19 protein-coding genes and 1 other RNA gene are annotated in these 18,456 nt (G+C 70.8%); 11 read left to right on the top strand and 9 right to left on the bottom strand.

The window, feature by feature from the left end:
* Together AC30N0_RS02270 and serB are read left to right on the top strand one after the other, a co-directional pair.
* The coding region (locus tag AC30N0_RS02270; RefSeq protein WP_489516315.1) for a TRCF domain-containing protein at positions 1-483 on the top strand (483 nt) is incomplete at its 5' end.
* Positions 480-1,193, top strand: a complete 714-nt coding sequence (gene serB, locus AC30N0_RS02265) for a phosphoserine phosphatase SerB (RefSeq protein WP_489516314.1) — start codon at positions 480-482, stop codon at positions 1,191-1,193. The genes AC30N0_RS02270 and serB, both read left to right, overlap by 4 nt.
* Here serB and rraA read toward each other — a convergent pair.
* The gene (gene rraA, locus AC30N0_RS02260) at positions 1,174-1,671 is read right to left on the bottom strand and encodes a ribonuclease E activity regulator RraA (RefSeq protein WP_489516313.1); all 498 of its coding nucleotides are present in this window, start codon (positions 1,669-1,671) and stop codon (positions 1,174-1,176) included. The two genes, serB and rraA, sit on opposite strands and share 20 nt — an antisense overlap.
* Positions 1,668-3,413, bottom strand: coding sequence for a thiamine pyrophosphate-binding protein (locus AC30N0_RS02255; protein ID WP_489516312.1), 1,746 nt, complete (start codon positions 3,411-3,413; stop codon positions 1,668-1,670). The genes rraA and AC30N0_RS02255 overlap by 4 nt, the downstream gene beginning before the upstream one ends.
* A 70-nt stretch (positions 3,414-3,483) precedes the next feature.
* Here AC30N0_RS02255 and AC30N0_RS02250 point away from each other — a divergent pair, with 70 nt between their 5' ends.
* The 4 genes from AC30N0_RS02250 to AC30N0_RS02235 are packed head-to-tail and all read left to right on the top strand — an operon-like array spanning position 3,484 to position 7,543.
* The gene (locus tag AC30N0_RS02250; RefSeq protein WP_489516311.1) at positions 3,484-4,239 is read left to right on the top strand and encodes a phytanoyl-CoA dioxygenase family protein; all 756 of its coding nucleotides are present in this window, start codon (positions 3,484-3,486) and stop codon (positions 4,237-4,239) included.
* A gap of 26 nt (positions 4,240-4,265) precedes the next feature.
* Positions 4,266-5,429 carry a Gfo/Idh/MocA family protein gene (locus tag AC30N0_RS02245; RefSeq protein WP_489516310.1) on the top strand — a complete coding sequence of 388 codons (1,164 nt, stop codon included), beginning with the start codon at positions 4,266-4,268 and terminating at the stop codon, positions 5,427-5,429.
* 7 nt (positions 5,430-5,436) lie between these two features.
* Complete coding sequence (locus tag AC30N0_RS02240; protein WP_489516309.1) at positions 5,437-6,639, top strand: dihydrodipicolinate synthase family protein; 1,203 nt, start codon at positions 5,437-5,439, stop codon at positions 6,637-6,639.
* 22 nt (positions 6,640-6,661) lie between these two features.
* A complete protein-coding gene (locus AC30N0_RS02235; RefSeq protein ID WP_489516308.1) occupies positions 6,662-7,543 on the top strand; it encodes a sugar phosphate isomerase/epimerase family protein in 882 nt (293 codons plus the stop codon).
* A gap of 21 nt (positions 7,544-7,564) precedes the next feature.
* Here AC30N0_RS02235 and AC30N0_RS02230 read toward each other — a convergent pair whose 3' ends face one another.
* Positions 7,565-8,782 (bottom strand): MFS transporter, encoded by a 1,218-nt coding sequence (locus tag AC30N0_RS02230; protein ID WP_489516307.1) that lies wholly within the window; start codon positions 8,780-8,782, stop codon positions 7,565-7,567.
* 217 nt (positions 8,783-8,999) lie between these two features.
* Here AC30N0_RS02230 and AC30N0_RS02225 point away from each other — a divergent pair, with 217 nt between their 5' ends.
* Positions 9,000-10,265, top strand: coding sequence for a roadblock/LC7 domain-containing protein (locus AC30N0_RS02225; protein WP_489516306.1), 1,266 nt, complete (start codon positions 9,000-9,002; stop codon positions 10,263-10,265).
* Positions 10,266-10,315: 50 nt separating this feature from the next.
* Here AC30N0_RS02225 and AC30N0_RS02220 read toward each other — a convergent pair whose 3' ends face one another.
* Together AC30N0_RS02220 and AC30N0_RS02215 are read right to left on the bottom strand one after the other, a co-directional pair.
* Positions 10,316-10,789 carry a ribonuclease H family protein gene (locus AC30N0_RS02220; protein WP_489516305.1) on the bottom strand — a complete coding sequence of 158 codons (474 nt, stop codon included), beginning with the start codon at positions 10,787-10,789 and terminating at the stop codon, positions 10,316-10,318.
* On the bottom strand, positions 10,779-11,636 hold the full coding sequence (locus tag AC30N0_RS02215; protein WP_489516304.1) for a class I SAM-dependent methyltransferase: 858 nt from the start codon (positions 11,634-11,636) through the stop codon (positions 10,779-10,781). Before AC30N0_RS02215 ends, AC30N0_RS02220 begins: the two co-directional genes overlap by 11 nt.
* Between AC30N0_RS02215 and gloB the strand changes: the two genes are divergently transcribed.
* Both gloB and AC30N0_RS02205 read left to right on the top strand, forming a co-directional pair.
* Positions 11,635-12,405 (top strand): hydroxyacylglutathione hydrolase, encoded by a 771-nt coding sequence (gloB, locus tag AC30N0_RS02210; protein WP_489516317.1) that lies wholly within the window; start codon positions 11,635-11,637, stop codon positions 12,403-12,405. The genes AC30N0_RS02215 and gloB overlap by 2 nt on opposite strands.
* A 332-nt stretch (positions 12,406-12,737) precedes the next feature.
* Complete coding sequence (locus AC30N0_RS02205) at positions 12,738-14,075, top strand: transglycosylase SLT domain-containing protein (protein WP_489516303.1); 1,338 nt, start codon at positions 12,738-12,740, stop codon at positions 14,073-14,075.
* Between the two features lie 33 nt (positions 14,076-14,108).
* Here the strand turns inward: AC30N0_RS02205 and recR are convergent, their stop codons facing one another.
* From recR to dnaX, 3 genes are read right to left on the bottom strand one after another with little or no spacing between them, the layout of a single operon-like run.
* Positions 14,109-14,699 carry a recombination mediator RecR gene (gene recR, locus AC30N0_RS02200; protein ID WP_489516316.1) on the bottom strand — a complete coding sequence of 197 codons (591 nt, stop codon included), beginning with the start codon at positions 14,697-14,699 and terminating at the stop codon, positions 14,109-14,111.
* Between the two features lie 27 nt (positions 14,700-14,726).
* A complete protein-coding gene (locus tag AC30N0_RS02195) occupies positions 14,727-15,053 on the bottom strand; it encodes a YbaB/EbfC family nucleoid-associated protein (RefSeq protein ID WP_489516302.1) in 327 nt (108 codons plus the stop codon).
* Between the two features lie 18 nt (positions 15,054-15,071).
* Positions 15,072-16,721 carry a DNA polymerase III subunit gamma/tau gene (gene dnaX / locus AC30N0_RS02190; protein WP_489516301.1) on the bottom strand — a complete coding sequence of 550 codons (1,650 nt, stop codon included), beginning with the start codon at positions 16,719-16,721 and terminating at the stop codon, positions 15,072-15,074.
* A 74-nt stretch (positions 16,722-16,795) separates the two neighbouring features.
* On the opposite strand from dnaX, the gene AC30N0_RS02185 reads away from it, so the two are divergent.
* Complete coding sequence (locus tag AC30N0_RS02185; RefSeq protein WP_489516300.1) at positions 16,796-17,941, top strand: AIR synthase-related protein; 1,146 nt, start codon at positions 16,796-16,798, stop codon at positions 17,939-17,941.
* A 54-nt stretch (positions 17,942-17,995) separates the two neighbouring features.
* Positions 17,996-18,092, top strand: an RNA gene (ffs, locus tag AC30N0_RS02180) — signal recognition particle sRNA small type.
* 102 nt (positions 18,093-18,194) lie between these two features.
* Here ffs and AC30N0_RS02175 read toward each other — a convergent pair.
* Positions 18,195-18,456: hypothetical protein (locus AC30N0_RS02175; protein ID WP_489516299.1), on the bottom strand; the 262-nt coding region annotated here is incomplete at its 5' end.

The following is an 18,456-nucleotide window of genomic DNA, read 5'->3' as shown; positions in this document are numbered from 1 at the left end:
GAGCCCGACCTGCTGGCGCCCCTCTCGGCGGTGACCGAGATCAACCTGCACGCGCCCGCCCTGCTGCCCGACAGCTACTGCGGTGACGTGCACATTCGCCTGTCGCTCTACAAGCGGCTGGCCAGCGCGAGCAAGTCGGAGCAGATCGACGCCCTGCTCGAGGAGATCACCGACCGCTTCGGCAAGCTGCCGCCGCAGGGGCAGACCTTGTTCGACGTGCACCGCCTGCGCGTTCTCGCCAAGGCCTACGGGGTGTCCCGGATCGATGCCGGCGAGCGCGTCTCGACGATCACCTTCGTGCCGAATCCGCCGATCGAACCGATCCGCATCATCGAGCTGGTGCAGAAGAACCGGCACATCAAGCTGGTCGGCAACGAGAAGCTGCGCATCGAGCGCGAGGCGCCCGAGGTCCGCGACCGCGTCGGCCTGGTCCGGGACGTGCTCCGCACGCTCGGGACGCCGAAGGTCCTGGAGCCCGCATGAGCAGCCGCCCCGGCCTCGTCGTGCGCGGGGTGACGGAGCCGCTCTTCCTCGCCGACTTCCGCCTGGCCGCGTTCGACATGGACTCGACCCTGATCACGATCGAGTGCGTCGACGAGATCGCGGCGATGGCCGGGAAGAAGGCCGAGGTCGCGGCCATCACCGAGGCGGCCATGCGCGGCGAGATCGCCGACTACAAGGAAAGCCTGCGCCGCCGCGTCGCCTTGCTGAAGGGCGTGCCGGCAGAGGCGCTGCAGCGGGTCTACGACGAACGCCTGCGCTTCAACCCGGGTGCGGAGGCGCTGATCGCGGCCTGCCGCGACGCCGGGCTGAAGACGCTGCTCGTCTCCGGCGGCTTCACCTTCTTCACCGACCGTGTCCGCGACCGCCTGCAGATCGACTTCACGCGCAGCAACGTGCTGGAGGTCGAGTCCGGTGTCCTTACCGGCCGGCTTGTCGACCAGCCCTGGGGCGACATCTGCGACGGCGAGGAGAAGCGCCGCATGCTGCTCGAGACCTGCGCCGCGCTCGGCATCGAGCCGCAGCGATCGTTCGCGGTCGGCGACGGCGCCAACGACTTGCCCATGATGGCCGCGGCCGGCCTGTCCGTCGCCTACCGGGCCAAGCCCAGGGTCCGCGACGCGGCGATGGTGGCGATCGACGAGGGCGGCCTCGACCGCCTGCTCGAGGTCCTCAGGCCGGCACCGGCATGACGACGATGCCGTCGGCGTCGGCGTAGAGCCGCTCGCCGGGGCGGACCCACACGCCCTCGATCTGCACCGGCACATCGCGCTCGCCCTGGTTGCGCTTCTCGGTCGGCAAGGGATGCAGAGCGAGGGCGCGGATGCCGATCGCACACGCCGCCAGCTCGGCGGCATCGCGCACCGCACCGTGGACGACGATGCCGGCCCAGCCGTTCTTCGCCGCCGTCGCCGCGATGTTGCCGCCGACGAGCGCCCGCCGCACCGAGCCACCCCCGTCGACGACGAGGACGCGGCCCTGCCCCGCCTCGGCGACGGCCGCGCGCAGCATCGAGTTGTCCTCGAAGCACTTCACCGTGGCGACGGTACCGCTGAAGCGCGCCAGCCCGCCGTAGTCGTGGAACACGGGCGGCAGCGCCTGCAGCAAGGTGCCGGCCGAGCGCAGGTGCGCGTCGCACAGGTCGCAGGTGGAGAACTCGGCCTCGCTCATCGCCCGGCCTCCGGCCCCGCGTCCAGGCGCGCCTCGGCCTGGCGGCGAATCGCGGCCAGCGTCGTCCGGCTCGTGATCACGTCGGCGGCGAGGCGGAGGTGGATGAGCGCCGGCCGGCCGGCGTCGAGCGCAGCGCGAAGGGCCGGTTCGAAGCCGTTCGTCGTGTCGACCCGCTCCGGCGCGAACCAGCCGTAAGCGCGCGCGAGCGCGGCGAAGTCGGGGTTGCCGAGGTCCGAGCCGGAGACGCGGCCCGGGTACTCGCGCTCCTGGTGCATGCGGATCGTGCCGTAGGTTCCGTTGTCGACGACGATGCTGACGAGCTTGCCGGGGCCGGAGCCGGCCCCGTTCGCGATCGCCGTCGCCATCTCCTGGCCGGTCATAAGGAAGTCGCCGTCGCCGGCAAGGTTGACCACGGTGCGTGCGGGTTGCAGCAGCGACGCGGCCACCGCGGCCGGGAAGCCGTAGCCCATCGCGCCCGAGGTCGGCGCGAGCTGGCTCCGGCCGGCGTGGCGCAGCCCGGCATAGCGATGGAAGCGGTGCAGCCAGCCGCTGAAGTTGCCGGCGCCGTTGGTGAAGACGGCGTCGTGCGGCACCAGGCGCTCGACGGTGCGCACGACCTCGGCCATGTCGAGCGGCTCGACCGGGGTGGGAACGAGGTTGGCCTCGTAGTCGGCGTGCGCGGCCCGGGTCCACGTCGCCCAGGCCGGCGCGGCCGGTGGATCCAGGGCCGCGAGCGCCGGGCCGATGCACGCCATCGAGGAATGCACGAGCAGGTCGCCGGCGTAGACGCGGCCCAGCTCCTCGGCGCCGGCGTGCACGTGGATCAGCTTCTGCCGCGGCCGCGGCGGCACCAGGAGCTCGTAGCCGCCGGTGGTCATCTCGCCGAGCCGCGGGCCGACGGCGAGGACGAGGTCGGCGTCGCGGATGCGCTGCGCCAGCTTCGGAGCGATGCCGATGCCGACCTCGCCGGCGTAGTTCGGATGGGCGTTGTCGAAGGTGTCCTGGAAGCGGAAGGCGCAGCCGACGGGAAGCTGCCAGCGCTCGGCAAAATGCTCGAGCGCCTCGCACGAACGCGCGTCCCAGCCGCTGCCGCCGACGATGACGATCGGTTGCCGCGCCGCGAGCAGCGCGTCGCGCAGGTCGCGCAAGGCATCCGGCGCCGGCGCGGCCAAGGCAGGCTCGGCGCGCGGGAGCTCCGGCGCCGAGGTGAGCGCGCTCAGCATGTCCTCGGGCAGCGCGAGGACCACCGGTCCTGGCCTTCCCTGCAGCGCGGTGTGGAAGGCGCGCGCCACGTACTCGGGCAGGCGGTCGGGGTCGTGCACCTCGCCGACCCACTTGGCGAAGCCGAGGGTGCCGGGGCCGAACATCTGCCGGTAGTCGACCTCCTGGAAGGCCTCGCGGTCGCGCTGGTGGCTCGCGACCTGGCCGATAAAGAGGACCATCGGCGTCGAATCCTGGAAGGCGGTATGCAGCCCGATCGCCGCGTTGCTCGCGCCGGGGCCGCGCGTCACGAAGCAGACGCCGGGCCGGCCGCTCAGCTTGCCCTGCGCTTCGGCCATGAAGCTGGCGCCGCCCTCGTGCCGGCAGCTGACGAAGCGGATGCGGTCGGCGTGCTCGTGGAAGCCGTCGAGCGCAGCGAGGTAGCTCTCGCCGGGAACGCCGAAGGCCATGCCGACGCCTTGCGCGACGAGGGCTTCGACCAGGGCATGGCCGGCGGGGCGTGGCTTCGGGTGCTGGGTCATCGCCGAAGTGTGCCGGAGGCGGGCCGGCCCTCGGCCGGACTTCGGGATAATCCCGGATTTCGGAGGACTGATGGACGCCGTCGACCTCGGCTACTACCGTCACCATGGTCACGTGACCGTCAACGGCGTCTTCGCGCCGACCGAGATGGACGCGATCGTGCGAGACATCGAGGCCTGGGGCGAGAGCTTCCTCGCCGCCCTCCCGCCCGAGCAGCGTGCGTGGTACGTCGACGGCGGCGTGCAGGCACGCACCGTCTTGCGCAAGCTCGACAACCCGCACGCGCATCGCGAGGCCGTGCAGTCGCTGGCCCGTGACCCGCGCCTGGTCTCGCTGGTGCAGCAGTTCATCGGGCCGGCCGTGTCGGTCTACTTCAGCCAGATCTTCTTCAAGCCGCCCGAAGGCGGCGGGCCCAAGCCGGCGCACCAGGACAACTTCTACTTCGGCCCGACCGACATCGAAGGCGTGGTCACGGCCTGGCTCGCGCTCGACGACGCGACCCTCGAGAACGGCTGCCTGTACTTCGGCGACGGCACGAACCAGGGTCCCGTGTACGGCCACACCGCACCGGCGAGCGAGCCCTACAACCTGCAGCTGCCGGGAACGATCCTCGACAAGCAGCCGATGGTGCCGGCGCCGGTGCGAAAGGGCGGCGTGAGCTTCCACCACGGCAACACGTTCCACCAGTCCGGCCCGAACCACAGCACGAAGTGGCGCCGCGCCTGCGCCCTGCACTACGTGCGCAACGACGTCGAGTTCGCGACGCCAGCCCTGCCCTACGACCACTCCCTCAAGTTTCGCGTCACGGGCCTTGCGGCCCAGGCGTAGCCCGACAGACAGCCTGGAAAGACAACATGGCCATTCGACGACTCGGTCTCATCATGCACGGCGTCACCGGCCGCATGGGGATGAACCAGCATCTCATACGCTCCATCTGCGCCATCCGTGCCGAAGGCGGCGTGAAGCTCGGCAACGGCGACCGCGTCGTGCCGGATCCGATCCTGATCGGCCGCAACGCCGAGAAGATCGAGGCCCTGGCCAGGGCGAACGGCATTGAGCGCTGGGGCACCGACCTCGCCGCGGCCCTGGCCGACAGGAACGACACCGTCTTCTTCGATGCCGGCACGACGCAGATGCGGCCCGAGCTGCTGGCGCAGGCGCTGCGCGCCGGCAAGCACGTGTACTGCGAGAAGCCGATCGCGACCAACCTGAACCAGGCGGTCGAGATCGCGCGCGTCGCCCAGGCCTCGGGGCTCAAGCACGGCGCGGTCCAGGACAAGCTGTTCCTGCCGGGCCTGCGCAAGCTCGACATGCTGCGCCGCGCCGGCTTCTTCGGCCGCATGCTGTCGCTGCGGCTCGAGTTCGGCTACTGGGTCTTCGAGGGCGATCTGCAGCCGATCCAGCGCCCGTCGTGGAACTACCGCGCCGAAGACGGCGGCGGGATGATCCTCGACATGATGTGCCACTGGCGCTACGTGCTCGACAACCTGTTCGGCGAGGTGCAGTCGGTCTCCTGCCTGGGCGCCACGCACATCCCGAAGCGCTGGGACGAGAACGACCGGCCCTATGCCGCGACCGCCGACGACGCCGCCTACGCGACGGTGCAGCTGAAGGGCTTCGACGGCGAGCCGATCGTGGCCCAGCTCAACATGTCGTGGGCGACGCGCGTCCGTCGCGACGACCTCGTCAGCTTCCACGTCGACGGCACGGACGGCTCGGCAGTGGCCGGGCTCACGAGTTGCGTCGCGCAGTCGCGCGTGGCCACGCCCCGGCCGGTGTGGAATCCCGACGTCAAGCAGTCGATGAAGTTCCACGACCAGTGGCAGGAGATCCCCGACTCGATGGCCTACGACAACGGCTTCAAGATCCAGTGGGAGCACTTCATCCGCCACGTCGCCGAAGAGGGGCCGTGGAAGTGGACGCTGGAAGAAGGCGCCAAGGGCGTCCAGCTCGTCGAGGCGGCATTGGCGAGCTGGAAGGAAAGGCGCTGGATCGATGTGCCCGCGCTCAAGGTCTGAGGTCGCGATGACGAACGCATCTGCCCTCTCCCTCTCGCTGCCCGCCGCCAACGGTCGCCTCGAGCGCTACGTGCTCCGCGGCACGGCGCCGATCGCCGCCGGTGCGCCGACCCGGCCGTTCACGCGCATCGCCTACTCCGCGGCGCACGTCGTCGCCGACCCGCTCGCCGCCGTCGATCCTTGGCTCGGGGCGGCCATCGATTGGGACGCGACGATCGCCTACCGGCAACGCCTCTGGTCGCTGGGCCTCGGCGTCGCCGAGGCCATGGACACGGCGCAGCGCGGCATGGGGCTCGACTGGCCGACCTCGCTGGAGCTGATCCGCCGTTCGCTCGACGCCGCGCGCGACCACCCGGGCGCCCGCGTCGCCTCGGGCTGCGGCACGGACCACCTCGCCTTCGATGCGTCGACACGGGTCGACGACGTCATCCATGCCTACGAGGAGCAGATGGAGGCGATCGAGAGGCACGGCGGCCGCCTCATCGTGATGGCGAGCCGCGCGCTGGCGCGGGTCGCGACCAGCCCCGCCGACTACGAGCGCGTCTACGACCGCGTCCTCATGCAGGCGAAGCAGCCGGTCGTCCTGCACAGGCTCGGCGACATGTTCGACCCGGCCCTGGCCGGCTACTGGGGCAGCGCCGACGTCGACACCGCGATGGCGACGGCGCTCGGCGTGATCGCCGCCAACCCCGGCAAGGTCGACGGCATCAAGATCTCGCTGCTCGACAAGGACAAGGAGATCGCCATGCGGCGTCGTCTGCCGGAAGGCGTGCGCATGTACACCGGCGACGACTTCAGCTACGCCGAGCTGATCGCCGGCGACGGCGTCGGCACCGCGTCGAACCACCACCACAGCGATGCCCTGCTCGGCATCTTCGACGCCATCGCGCCGGCCGCGAGCGCGGCGCTCTCGGCCCTCGCCGAGGGCGACCTGCCGCGCTTCCACGCCCTGCTCGCGCCGACGGTGCCGCTCTCGCGCCACATCTTTCAGGCGCCGACGCGCTTCTACAAGACCGGCATCGTCTTCCTGGCCTGGCTCGGCGGCCACCAGTCGCACTTCACGATGGTCGGCGGCCAGCAGAGCGCACGGTCGCTGCTTCATTTCGCCGAAGCCTTCCGCCTCGCCGACGCGGCCGGGCTGCTGGGGCAGCCGGAGCTCGCCGTCCGGCGCATGAAGCAGCTCCTCGCGCTGAACGGCGTCGAAGGCTGATCGAGGCCATCACAGGAAGATCGTGCGCGACTTCTCCGCCGACCACCGCTGGCTGTCGATAAACACCGCCACCCTGCGAGGGGCGGGGACGCTCGACAAGGCGATCGAGGCCTGCGCCCGGCACGGCATCCGCGCCATCTCGCCGTGGCGCGACCAGGTCGCGGCGATCGGCCTCGAGCGCACGAAGTCGCTCGTGCAGCGCCACGAGCTGGCCCTCTCCGGCTACTGCCGCGGCGGCATGTTCCCGGCGATGGACGCCGCGGGGCGGCGACTGGCGCTCGACGACAACCGGCGCGCCATCGACGAGGCCGCGGCGCTCGACGCCGCCTGCCTCGTGCTCGTCGTCGGCAGCCTGCCCGGGGCGCTCGCCGGCACGCCGCAGTCGAAGGACCTGTTCGCGGCGCGACGGGACGTGCACGACGGCATCGCCGCCGCGCTGGAGCACGCACGCACGGCCGGCATGCCGCTGGCCATCGAGCCGCTGCACCCGATGTACGCGGCCGACCGCGCCTGCGTCAACACGCTGGAGCAGGCGCTCGACCTCTGCGATGCGATCGATCCGGAGTGCGCCCGCGGTCCGAAGGGCGCCGCGCTCGGCGTCGCCGTCGACGTCTACCACGTGTGGTGGGACCCGAAGCTCGAGGCGCAGATCGCCCGCGCCGGCGAGGATCGCCTGCTCGCCTTCCACGTCTGCGACTGGCTGGTGCCGACGCGCGATCTTCTGAACGACCGCGGCATGATGGGCGACGGCGTGATCGAGATCGCGCGCATCCGCGCCTGCATGGAAGAAGCCGGCTTCGCCGGCTACAGCGAGGTCGAGATCTTCTCCAGCGAGCACTGGTGGAAGCGCCCTGCCGACAAGGTGCTCGCCACCTGCATCGAGCGTCACCGCAGCGCTGTCTAGGAAGCGCCGCCCCCCGCAGCGCTACGCGGCCGCCGGCTCGTGCGCGGTGCGCCGCGCCCGGCGCACGTTGAAGGCGGTGAAGACGAGCAGGCCCTGCAGGATCGCGATGCCGACCCAGACGGCGCTCGGCCGGTGCCGGTCCATCAGCGCACCGTAGGCCAGGGGCGCGATCGCCTGGCCGATGTCGAGGCCGGAATAGACGATGCCGTAGACGCGGCCGGTTGCGTTCTCGGGCGACGCGCGCTTGACGAGCAGGTCGCGCGACGGTCCGGCGATGCCGGATGCCACCCCCATCATGACGAAGATCACCGGTACGGCCAGGAAAACAAGCGGCGCATAGGCCATGGTGAGCGCAAGCACCGCCGCCGCAGTGAAGGCGAGCGCGACGATTCTCTCCGAGCGCGCCGGGTCGGCAGCGAGGAAGCCGCCAAGCACCATGCCGGCGGCGCTCGCGACCATGTAGAAGGTCAGGCACAGGGCGGCCGTTTGCGCAGGCACGTCGTGCAGGAGGCGAGCCGCTTCCGGTGCGAAGGCCTGGATGCCGCTGATGATCGCGGCGTAGAGGAAGAAGAAGGCGAAGCAGACCCACACAGCGGGCAAGGCGAGGAAGGCGAAGCTCTCGCCGACCGGCGCCACCTCGTTGCGCGTTTCGCCCGAGGACACGAGGGCGCGCGTCGCGGCGATCGTCAGGTGCGTCCGGTTCAGCAGGAGCACGAGCAGCACCAGGACGATCAAGGCGCCGGCCGAAGCGAGCGCGACCCGCCACGAGAACGCCAGCGCGACCGGCACCAGCATCGCCGGCGCCAGGGCCCAGCCGAGGCTGCCCGTGATGCCATGCACGCTGAAGGCATGGCCCAGCCGCGAGACGTGGACCTTGCGATTGAGCAGGGTGTAGTCGACCGGGTGGAACACGCCGTTGCCGACGCCGGCGACCACGGCCCAGAAGGCGAGCATCGCGTAGCTGCTGCTGCCCGCGAACCCGAACGCGGCGACGGCGAGCAGCGCGATGCCGCCGAAGAGGATGGGCCGCGGTCCGAAGCGGTCGACCGCGAAACCCGACAGCGCCTGGACCGCGCACGACACGACGAAGAAGACGGTGAGCAGGAAGCCGAGCTCGGTGTAGCTGACCTGGAAGGCGTCCTTCAGCCAGGGAAAGAGCGGCGGCAGGAGCAGCTGGCTGAAATGGCTGACGCAGTGGGCCAGGCCGACCAGGCCCATGACAGCGGCGTCCGGCCGCATCGGGGCCCGGACGGGAGTGTGGTTCGCAGCAGGCATCGGGATCGATGGTAGACGGCGGGCACGCAGCGCGTTACCGGGCGAAGGAGGATGCGTGGTGCCGGCCATCGGCCGTCCGGCGCCGTGCATCGGTGTAACAAAAGGTAGGGACAAGGCAGCACAAGTCGACCCCTAGACTGCCCGGAGTCGACGAGGCGCCTCGGCGTCATCAGGAGCAAGCATGCTGACTTCGCTGTTCGGGGACCTCGGTCCGAAGAAGACGCCCGACTTCGACGACACGATGGTCGACCCGCGCGGGTTCGCGGCGACGCAGATCATGGAGAGCGTCGCCACCGAGGTGAACGAGCGCGGCCAGATCATCGACCGGCACCTGAGCGACCTGGTCGTGGTGGGCTCTCCGGCCCAGGCGATCCGCGAGCACTTCGCCAACACTCGTGCCGACCTGGAGACGGCGTCGTCGATGATCACCCTGCTCGACCCGGTGGGCGTCTGGGCCTCCTCAGTGATCAAGGCCTTGTCCGATGCCGGCGGCCGGCCGATCGAGCGGCTGCACCTGCGCGAGAAGACGACCCTGCGGACGCTGGCGATGATCGAGCGCACGACGCTCGTCCGACGCCAGGAGGACACCCTTCGCATCTTCCACGCCGACGTGCGCGCACCGGGGCCCGAGAACGCCGAGATCCCGGTCGCGCTGATGGAGCGCAGCCAGATGACGGCCGTGATCATCGGCCCAATGCAGCCGCACGCCATCGACGCCCTGCTGGCGTCGTTGCGTCACGCCATCAGCCTGCCGACCTGGCGCTGTGCCCATCTCCTGTTCCAGCTGCCGCCGAACGCGAGCTGGATCAACAACAAGGTCGAGGCCGTCGTATGGCCGGAGCGCCTGCACGTGCACCTGGTGAGCGAACCGATGACCGGCGCGTCGTCGGTGTGGAACGCGATGCTCGGGGTCTGGAACGAGGCCAAGCTGCAGCCGGGCTGGGATCCCGGCGCGGTGTCGTCGATGCTCGGCATCAGCGACTTTCCCGTGAAGGTCGACGAGATCGGCAGCCTCAAGGTCCCGGCTCCCGAGGTGCCTGCCCCGGCCGCAGCCACCGCGGCCGGCCGCAGCGTTCTCGATGCGGCCCGCGCACGGCAGGCCTTGTCGACCTTGCTCAAGCTCGACGGCCTGCTCGGCTGCGCCCTGGTCGACGCCGCCAGCGGTCTCGTCCTCGCCCACGAAGCGCTCGATCCGAGCGCGCTCGACATGGAGCTCGGCGGCGCCGCCTGCGCGCAGGTCCTGGCCGCCCATCGCGATTCCGCCCGCGCCATGGGCCTTGTCGACCCGATCGACGAGGTCATCACCACCGCTGGCGCCCGCCATGTGCTGATCCGCGCCCTGCAGCGTCATGCCGGGCTGGTGCTGGTGGCGGTTCTCGAGAAGCACCGCACCAACCTCGCCCTGGCGCGGTTCCAGCTGCTCGAGGTCGAGCGCGGCCTGCACTGAGGCACCTGCGGCGCGCTGCCCGCAGCGCGCCGCATCGCCCCGTAGGGACGCTAGGCGCTGCGCGTCTTCAGGGCCAGGGCCTTGTTGGCGAGCGCGTCGGCCTTCTCGTTGCAGCGATCGCCCGTGTGGCCGCGCACCCAGCGAACGCTGACGCGGCGCGCATCGGCCTCGGCGAAGAGCTGCTTCCACAAGGCCAGGTTGGCGACCGGCTCGCCCTTCGAGTTGCGAAAGCCCTTGCGCTCCCAGGCGGCGCGCCATTCCGAGATGCCCTTCAGCACGTACTGGCTGTCCGAGACCAGCTCGACCGCTGCACCCCGGGGCACGCGCTGCAGGCCCTCGATGGCGGCGGTGAGCTCGGCGATCTGGTTCGTGCCGAGGCCGATGAAGCCGAAATGATCGGTCTCGGTCTGCCCGTCGGGGGCGATCACGACCGCGCCCCAGCCGGCCGGTCCCGGGTTCGTGGGGGCGCAGGCGCCGTCGGTGTAGGCGACCCACTTGGCCGCGGAGGCCCGCTCAATGCTCATCCAGATGCGCTTCCAGTTCGCGATGCGCGACGGCCGCAGGTGCCGGCGCGGTGACCGCCTTCAGGCGCGCTTCCTTGCGGATGAGGCCGACCAGCCGCATGCCGCGCACGCGCTTGACGGCGACGATGTAGTAGAGCGCTCCGAAGACCGGCCACCAGTGTTCGCCGGCTCGCTCCATCCAGGCGAAGCGGGAGACCCAGCGCGCCGTCCTGACCGGCGGGATGTAGCAGCCGAAGCGGCCGGCCTCCACCTCGAAGCTCAGGAGCCGCAGCCAGTCGCGCAAGCGGCGATAGCCGATGAACTCGCCGGCCCGCGGCAGGAACAGGTCGCGCTCCGGCCCGCGGGTAAGGCGCTGGCGCAGGCGGCCGAGACGCTGCCGCGCGCCCCACAGGCTCGCCGGGTTGAAGCCGACGATGAGGACGCGGCCTTCCGGGACAAGGACGCGCTCGACCTCACGCAGCGCCAGGTGGGGGTCGCGAGCGAGCTCGAGCGAGTGCGGGAGGACGACGAGGTCGAGGCTGCTCGAGTCGAACGGCAGGGCATCGAAGTGGCAGTGCAGGGCCGGCCTCGGCAGGACGGCGACCCGCGCCGGGCCATCGCTCTGCAAATCTTCCGGAACCTCCGGCGCCGTGGCCGGATCCGACGGCGGCGACTCGACCGCAAGCCAGCGATGCGGCATGCGATTGGCGCGCAAGGCGGCCAGTTCAGGCAGGCCGAGTTGCAGTGCATGGAAGCCGAACAGATCGGCCACGGCCTGGTCCAGATGGCGCTGTTCCCATGCCAACAAGTACTCGCCTGCAGGGGTCTGCAGCCATTGGGGCAACTGTATGATCGCGCCTTCCGTCATGAACCTGACCGCACTCGCCGCGTTCTCCGACAACTACATCTGGATGATCGACGATGGCCAGCGAGCGATCGTCGTGGATCCGGGCGAATCGGGGCCCGTCGAAGCCGCGCTAGATGCGCGGCGGCTCGAACTGGTCGGTATTCTATTGACCCATCACCACGCCGATCATGTCGGCGGCGTCGATGCCCTGCGCACGCGCCTGAACGGGCCGGTGTTCGGCCCGGCCCGGGAAAAGGTTCCCCAGCCCTGCATCGGCCTTCGCGAAGGCGAAACGGCGGAGGTGCTCGGCCTTCGCTTCGAGGTCCTCGACATCCCTGCCCACACCGCCGGTCACATCGCCTACGTGAGCGCCGAAGGCGCAGGCGATCCGATCGTCTTCTGCGGCGACACGATGTTCTCGGCCGGCTGCGGCAAGCTGTTCGAAGGCACGGCCGAGCAGATGTACACCTCGCTCGGCAAGCTCGCTGCGCTGCCCGACGACACGCGCGTCTGCTGCGGCCACGAGTACACGCTGTCTAACCTCAGGTTCGCGCAGGCCGTCGAGCCCGGCAACCGCGAGGTCCTCGAGCACACCGCGCGCTGCCAGGCGATGCGCCAGGAAGGCGAGCCGACGCTGCCGTCGACCGTGGGCCGCGAGCGGCTCATCAATCCTTTCCTTCGCTGCGGCGAGCCGGCGGTGGTCGCCGCGGCCCGCGCGCACGGTGCCTCCGGCACCGGCGGCAGCGAAGTCCTCGCGGCATTGCGGACCTGGAAAAACGACTTCCGATGACGACACGACGCGAAGCACGATCGGGCCTCGCGGGCCGAGCATCCCACTGCCTCCTCCCGCTCATCCTTCTTCTGGCCGGTTGTGTTTCAGCGCCTCCGCGCGAAGCGCCCCGCCCTGTCGTCGCGATGCCGGCGCCGGCCGCCCCGCCGGCTGAGCCTGCGAAGGCCCTGGATCAGGCCGCCGCCTCCAGCGTCGCTGCCGCCGCCTCGCAGGCGGAGCCGGTCGTCGCTGCACCGGTGCCGATCGACCCCCTTCGTCCCGAGGTCCGTCTCGACCTGGAGGATCGGGCAACTCGTGTCGACCTCTGGGACCGTCTCCGGCGCGGCTTCGCCATGAACGATCTCGACAGCGACCGCGTCCGCGACAGCGAGCGCTGGTATGCGTCGCGGCCCGACTACGTGGCGCGCATGATGGAGCGCGGCGGCCGCTACTTGTTCCACATCGTCGAGGAGCTCGACAAGCGCGGCATGCCGATGGAGCTCGCGCTCCTGCCCTTCATCGAAAGCGCCTACAACCCGCAGGCGATGTCCGTGGCGAGCGCGTCGGGCATGTGGCAGTTCATCCCGTCGACCGGACGCGACTTCGAGCTGAAGCAGAACGTCTTCCGCGACGACCGCCGCGACGTTCTCGCGTCGACCCGCGCCGCGCTCGACTACCTGCAGAAGCTGCACGGCATGTTCGGCGACTGGCACCTCGCCCTGGCCGCCTACAACTGGGGCGAAGGCAGCGTGCAGCGCGCCATGGCCCGCAACCGGCGCGACGGCCTGCCGACCGGCTACGAGAGCCTGCGCATGCCGCTCGAGACGCAGGGCTACGTGCCCAAGCTGCAGGCCGTCAAGAACATCGTCGCCCGCCCCCAGGCCTTCGGCCTCACGTTGCCGGTGCTGCAGAACCACCCGTACTTCCTGAGCGTGCCGATCGAGCGAGACATCGACGTTGCCACGGCCGTCAAGCTCGCGGGCATATCCCTCGAGAGCTTCCAGACCCTCAACCCGCAGATGAACCGGCCGGTGATCCTGGCCGAGGGCACGCCACAGATCCTGCTTCCCTACGACAACGCCAACCAGTTCGTGCGCGAACTGCCGCTGCACCGGGGCCGCCTCGCGACATGGACCGCCTGGGTCGCGCCGCGGACGATGAAGCCGTCGGACGCGGCACGCTCGGTCGGCATGGACGAGGACCAGCTGCGCGAGATCAATCGCATTCCGGCACGCATGCTGATCAGGGCCGGTTCGACGCTGCTCGTGCCGCGCGGCAATTCGCTGCTCGCCAATGTCTCCGGCACCATCGCGGACAACGCCCAGATCTCGCTCGCGCCGGACGCCCCGCCGCTGCGCAAGGTGTCGCTCAAGGCGGGCAGGCGCGACAGCGTCGCGTCGGTCGCGAAGCGCTTTCGCGTCAGCCCGGCCCAGGTCGCGGAGTGGAACGACGTGGCGGCCAGCGCCAGCTTCGCGCCGGGCCGGACGGTGGTCGTCTACGTCCAGCCCTCGGTCGCCAGGCGCCAGGCCCAGGCCGAGCCCGGGCGCGCCGCGCACGTGGCGACGCGCCCGTCCAGCGTGATAGCCGGTCGCGTCGCGAGTGCAGGCGCTGGGAAGGCGGCGCCGAAGCAAGGGCCTCGCCAGCAGGCGACCGCAGCCGCGAGACGCCCCGCCCGCTCCACCGGTCAGTAGGCCCGCGACGCGGCCGGCAGGGCTGCGCCCGATTCAGCGCCGGTCGCTGAAGGCGTGGGCGATGGTGCCGAGGTCGACGTACTCCAGCTCGCTGCCGATCGGCACGCCGCGCGCCAGCCGCGTCACGCGGACGCCGCGCGACTGCAAGGCTTCGGCGAGCACGTGCGCAGTGGCCTCGCCCTCGGCCGTGAAGTTGGTGGCGAGGATGACCTCCTCGACCCCCTCCTCGCTGGCCCGGTCGAGCAGTTGCCGGGCGCCGATTTCGGACGGGCCGACGCCGTCGAGGGGGCTGAGCCGGCCCATCAGCACGAAGTACAGGCCACGGTAGCTTCCGGTGCGTTCAAGGGCGGCCTGGTCGGCCGGCGTCTCGACCACGGCCAGCTGGCGGGCGTCGCGCGACGCGTCGAGGCAGATGCTGCACATCTCGGCCTCGGTGAACGTATGGCAACGGGCGCAGTGCCGGACCCGGTCGACGGCCCCGTGCAAGGCCGCGGCGATCTGGCGCGCGCCCTCGCGGTCGTGCTGCAACAGGTGCCAGGCCATGCGCTGCGCCGACTTCGTGCCCACGCCCGGCAGGCGACGCAGCGCCTCGACGAGGCGCTCGAGCGAGGGTTCAGCAGCCAGAGCGAAACCTCAGCTCGGCTGGCCGCATCAGAACGGCAGCTTCATGCCGGGCGGCAAGGGCATGCCGGCGGTCAGCTTGCCCATCTTCTCCTGGCTCACCGCCTCGGCACGGCGCAGTCCGTCGTTGAAGGCCGCGGCGACCAGGTCCTCGAGCATGTCCTTGTCCTCCGCGAGCAGGCTCGGATCGATGACGACGCGCTTGACGTCGTGCTTGCAGGTCATGGTCACCTTGACGAGGCCGGCACCGGACTGCCCCTCGACCTCGATTGTCGCCAGCTCGTCCTGCGCCTTCTTCAGGTTGTCCTGCATGGCCTGGGCCTGCTTCATCAGCCCGGCGAGTTGCCCCTTCATCATGTCGTGTGCTCCTGTTTCTCAGTGCGGCTTGATCGAGCCCGGCACGATGCGCGCCGTCTTGTATTGGGCCATCAGGGCCTTCACCAGCGGATCGTCGTGGATGATGCGCTCGGCTTCGGCCTGGCGTCGGTTGCGCTCGGCGGCCTCGCGTGCGGCCGGCGAATCGGTGGCGGCGCCCGGCTCGACGTCGAGCCGCACCGGGCGACCCGCGGCCTGTGCGACCGCCGCCTGCAGCCGTTCGCGCAAGGCCGGCGTACGCAGGTTCTCGCGCTCGACCCGCAGTCGCCAGACCTGGGCCGCCTCGCCGTCGACGACGCCCAGGCACTGCGCCTGCATCGCCAGCTCGCGAACCATCGCCGAGACGGCGCCGCTGGCGACCAGCCCCTGCACGAGCGTGAACCAGCGATCGCCGTTCGCCGCGTCGGGCGCAGCATCGACCGGGTTGGCGGAAGGGACCGGGAGGTCGACCGTCGGCCCGGCGGCAGGCCGCGCTGCCGCGACTTCGGTCGGCTTCGACCGCGGTGCCTGGGCCAGGGGCGCCGGCGTCGCCGGTGCGGCGGCTCTTCCCGCCGCGGGTGGAAAGGCGAGCATGCGCAGCAGCACCATGACCAGGCCGCTGTACTCGTCGGGCGCGAGGCCGAGCTCGGCCCGGCCGTGCACGACGATGCTGTAGAGAAGCTGGGTCTCGTCCGCCGGCATGAGCTGCGCGAGGCGGGCCGGCTCGCGGGCATCCGGGTCGCCCGCATCGAGCGCATCGGGCACGGCCTGGAGCACGGCCATCTGCTGCAGCAGGATGGCCATCTCCTCGAGCGTCCCGCCGGCCGAGAGGCCCAGCCCGCGCAGCTGCTCGATGGCCGCGAGCACGGCGGCCCCGTCCTGCGCGGCGAGCGCCTCGACGAGCCTGACCGCGTGGCCGCGGTCGACGGCGCCGAGCATCTGGCGCACGCCGGCTTCCCCGATCCGGCCGCTCCCGTAGGCGATGGCCTGGTCGGCCAGGGATTCGGCGTCGCGCATCGAGCCGCGGGCCGCGCGGGCGATCAGCTTGAGCGCGCCGTTGTCGAACCGGACGGCCTCGGCGGCCAGGATGGTCCCGAGATGACCGACGATGGTCTCGGGCGCCATCGGCCGCAGGTTGAACTGCAGGCAGCGCGACAGCACCGTGGGCGGCACCTTCTGCGGATCGGTCGTCGCGAGAACGAACTTTAGGTAGTCGGGAGGTTCCTCCAGCGTCTTGAGCATGGCGTTGAACGCGTGCCCGGACAGCATGTGGACTTCATCGATGAGGTAGACCTTGAAGCGGCCAAGGACGGGCTTGTAGACCGCCTGCTCGAGCAGGCGCGTGATCTCGTCGACGCCGCGGTTGGATGCCGCGTCGAGCTCGACGTAGTCGATGAAGCGGCCGGCGTCGATGTCGCGGCAGGCGGGGCACACGCCGCACGGGTGGGCCGTGATGTCGCCGGTGCCGTCGGGCCCGGTGCAGTCGAGCGACTTGGCGAGGATGCGCGCGATCGTGGTCTTGCCGACACCGCGCGTGCCGGTGAAGAGGTAGGCATGGTGCAGCCGGCGCTGAGTCAGGGCGTTCGACAACGCCTGGACCACGTGCTCCTGGCCGACCAGCGTCTCGAAATTCTTCGGCCGGTACTTGCGTGCCAGAACGGTGCTCGACATCCGTTCGATTCTACGGGGGGCACCCTCGATGGCCGGGCCCGGAAACCGCTCGGCGCGACGGATAATCCGGCACCTTGGAAGAACCCGCCACGACCGTCGCCGCCCGGCTCGACAGCCTGAGCTACCAGGGCTCGGGCGTCGACTACAGCCTGCTCGACCCGCTCAAGGTCGCGGCCCAGCGCGCCGCCGCTTCCACCGCCGTGCACCTCGACGCGCACGGCTTCAGCGAAGTCGGCTCGTCGCGCGGCGAGTCGGCCTACGTCGTCGACGTCGGACCGTTCTACCTGGCCAGCATCGTCGAATGCCTGGGCACCAAGGTCCTCGTCGCCGACGAGATGGAGTCGCTCACGGGGACCAGCCCCTACGCGGCCATCGCCCAGGACACGATCGCGATGGCCGTGAACGACCTCGTCACGGTCGGTGCGACGCCGCTCTTCGCGCACGCGTACTGGGCCGCGGGCGGCTCCGCCTGGTTCGAGAACAAGGCGCGGGCGCAGGCCCTGGTCGAGGGCTGGAAGCGGGCCTGCGACCACTGCGGCATGGCCTGGGGCGGCGGCGAGACGCCGGCCCTCGCCGGCGTGGTCGCGGACGGCCGGATCGATCTGGCCGCATCGTGCACCGGCATGGTCAGCCCCAAGGACAGGCTCTCGCTGGGCGAGCGACTTGGCCCCGGTGACGCGATCGTCCTGCTCGCCTCGAGCGGCATCCACGCCAACGGCCTCAGCCTCGCCCGTCAGCTGGCGACGCAGCTTCCGCGCGGCTACCTGACACCGCTGCCCGGCAGCGCATTCCCGATGTCGTACGGCGAAGCGCTGCTGGAGCCCACCGTTCTCTACTCGCCGATCACCGAGGCCTTGCACAAGGCCGGCATCCGGCCCCACTACTGCGCCAACATCACGGGCCACGGCTGGCGCAAGCTCATGCGCCATTCGGCTGCGCTGACGTATCGCATCCACACACTGCCGGATGTCCCGCCGGTGCTCCGCTTCATCCAGGGCGGGGCCGGCATGAGCGACCGCGACGCGTACGGCACGTTCAACATGGGCGCCGGCTTCGCGCTGTTCGTCGCCGCGGAGGACGCCGAGCGCACGACCGCGGTGGCACGCAAGGCCGGCATCGACGCATGGCTGGCCGGCCGGGTCGAGAGCGGCCCGAAGCGCCTGCTGATCGACCCGCTCGGCCTCGAATACGACGGCGCCGAACTCGGCCTGCGCGCCTGAACGCCAAGCGGCGGCGGCCGGGCGGCACGGGGGCTACCGCCTAGAATCGGCCGGGACGGGCCTCCCCGCATGGAAGCGCGGCGAACCGGGTCAGGTCGGGAACGAAGCAGCCCCAACCGTTGTGACCAGTGCCGGGGTCAGGCTCGTCACCTTCACGAACGGCTTCGGGCACGGCACGTGCCGGGGTGGGCTTTCCACGCCACCTTTCGCCGAGGCTTTCCATGCGCAAGTTGATCTTCGTCGCCATCGCCAGCTATCTCTGGAAGAAGTAAGGCGCGCGCGCCTTGTCGGGTACGTCGCGAAGCTCGGCGCTTCGACGCTGAGGCGTCGCGACGATGCGCTCGGGCGCGTCGTCGAAACGGTCGTCGCCCTCGTCGCGCTCCAGGCTCGACGGCAGCATGGTCGCGTCGTCCCCTGCTTGCGGCACGGCATGCGCTGCGACGCTGCCGGCGCTAAGTGCAGCACGTGCCTCCTGCACTGCCGACTGCACGGCCTTTCGGTCCAGGCGCAGCGTG

Origin of the sequence: Rhizobacter sp. (assembly GCF_031412495.1) — a bacterium.
Classification (GTDB): Bacteria; Pseudomonadota; Gammaproteobacteria; order Burkholderiales; family Burkholderiaceae_C; genus Schlegelella_A.
The sequence above is the reverse complement of the archived record's forward strand: the minus strand, read 5'-3'. Positions and strand labels throughout refer to the sequence as shown.

Coding starts and splice junctions, on each gene's coding strand:
- AC30N0_RS02230 (WP_489516307.1), bottom strand. CDS start 8,782: ATGCGGCCGGACGCCGCTGTCATGGGCCTGGTCGGCCTGGCCCACTGC.
- rraA (WP_489516313.1), bottom strand. CDS start 1,671: ATGAGCGAGGCCGAGTTCTCCACCTGCGACCTGTGCGACGCGCACCTG.
- AC30N0_RS02240 (WP_489516309.1), top strand. CDS start 5,437: ATGACGAACGCATCTGCCCTCTCCCTCTCGCTGCCCGCCGCCAACGGT.
- serB (WP_489516314.1), top strand. CDS start 480: ATGAGCAGCCGCCCCGGCCTCGTCGTGCGCGGGGTGACGGAGCCGCTC.
- AC30N0_RS02215 (WP_489516304.1), bottom strand. CDS start 11,636: ATGACGGAAGGCGCGATCATACAGTTGCCCCAATGGCTGCAGACCCCT.
- AC30N0_RS02245 (WP_489516310.1), top strand. CDS start 4,266: ATGGCCATTCGACGACTCGGTCTCATCATGCACGGCGTCACCGGCCGC.
- AC30N0_RS02250 (WP_489516311.1), top strand. CDS start 3,484: ATGGACGCCGTCGACCTCGGCTACTACCGTCACCATGGTCACGTGACC.
- dnaX (WP_489516301.1), bottom strand. CDS start 16,721: ATGTCGAGCACCGTTCTGGCACGCAAGTACCGGCCGAAGAATTTCGAG.
- AC30N0_RS02195 (WP_489516302.1), bottom strand. CDS start 15,053: ATGATGAAGGGGCAACTCGCCGGGCTGATGAAGCAGGCCCAGGCCATG.
- AC30N0_RS02205 (WP_489516303.1), top strand. CDS start 12,738: ATGAACGATCTCGACAGCGACCGCGTCCGCGACAGCGAGCGCTGGTAT.
- AC30N0_RS02220 (WP_489516305.1), bottom strand. CDS start 10,789: ATGAGCATTGAGCGGGCCTCCGCGGCCAAGTGGGTCGCCTACACCGAC.
- AC30N0_RS02255 (WP_489516312.1), bottom strand. CDS start 3,413: ATGACCCAGCACCCGAAGCCACGCCCCGCCGGCCATGCCCTGGTCGAA.
- gloB (WP_489516317.1), top strand. CDS start 11,635: ATGAACCTGACCGCACTCGCCGCGTTCTCCGACAACTACATCTGGATG.
- AC30N0_RS02225 (WP_489516306.1), top strand. CDS start 9,000: ATGCTGACTTCGCTGTTCGGGGACCTCGGTCCGAAGAAGACGCCCGAC.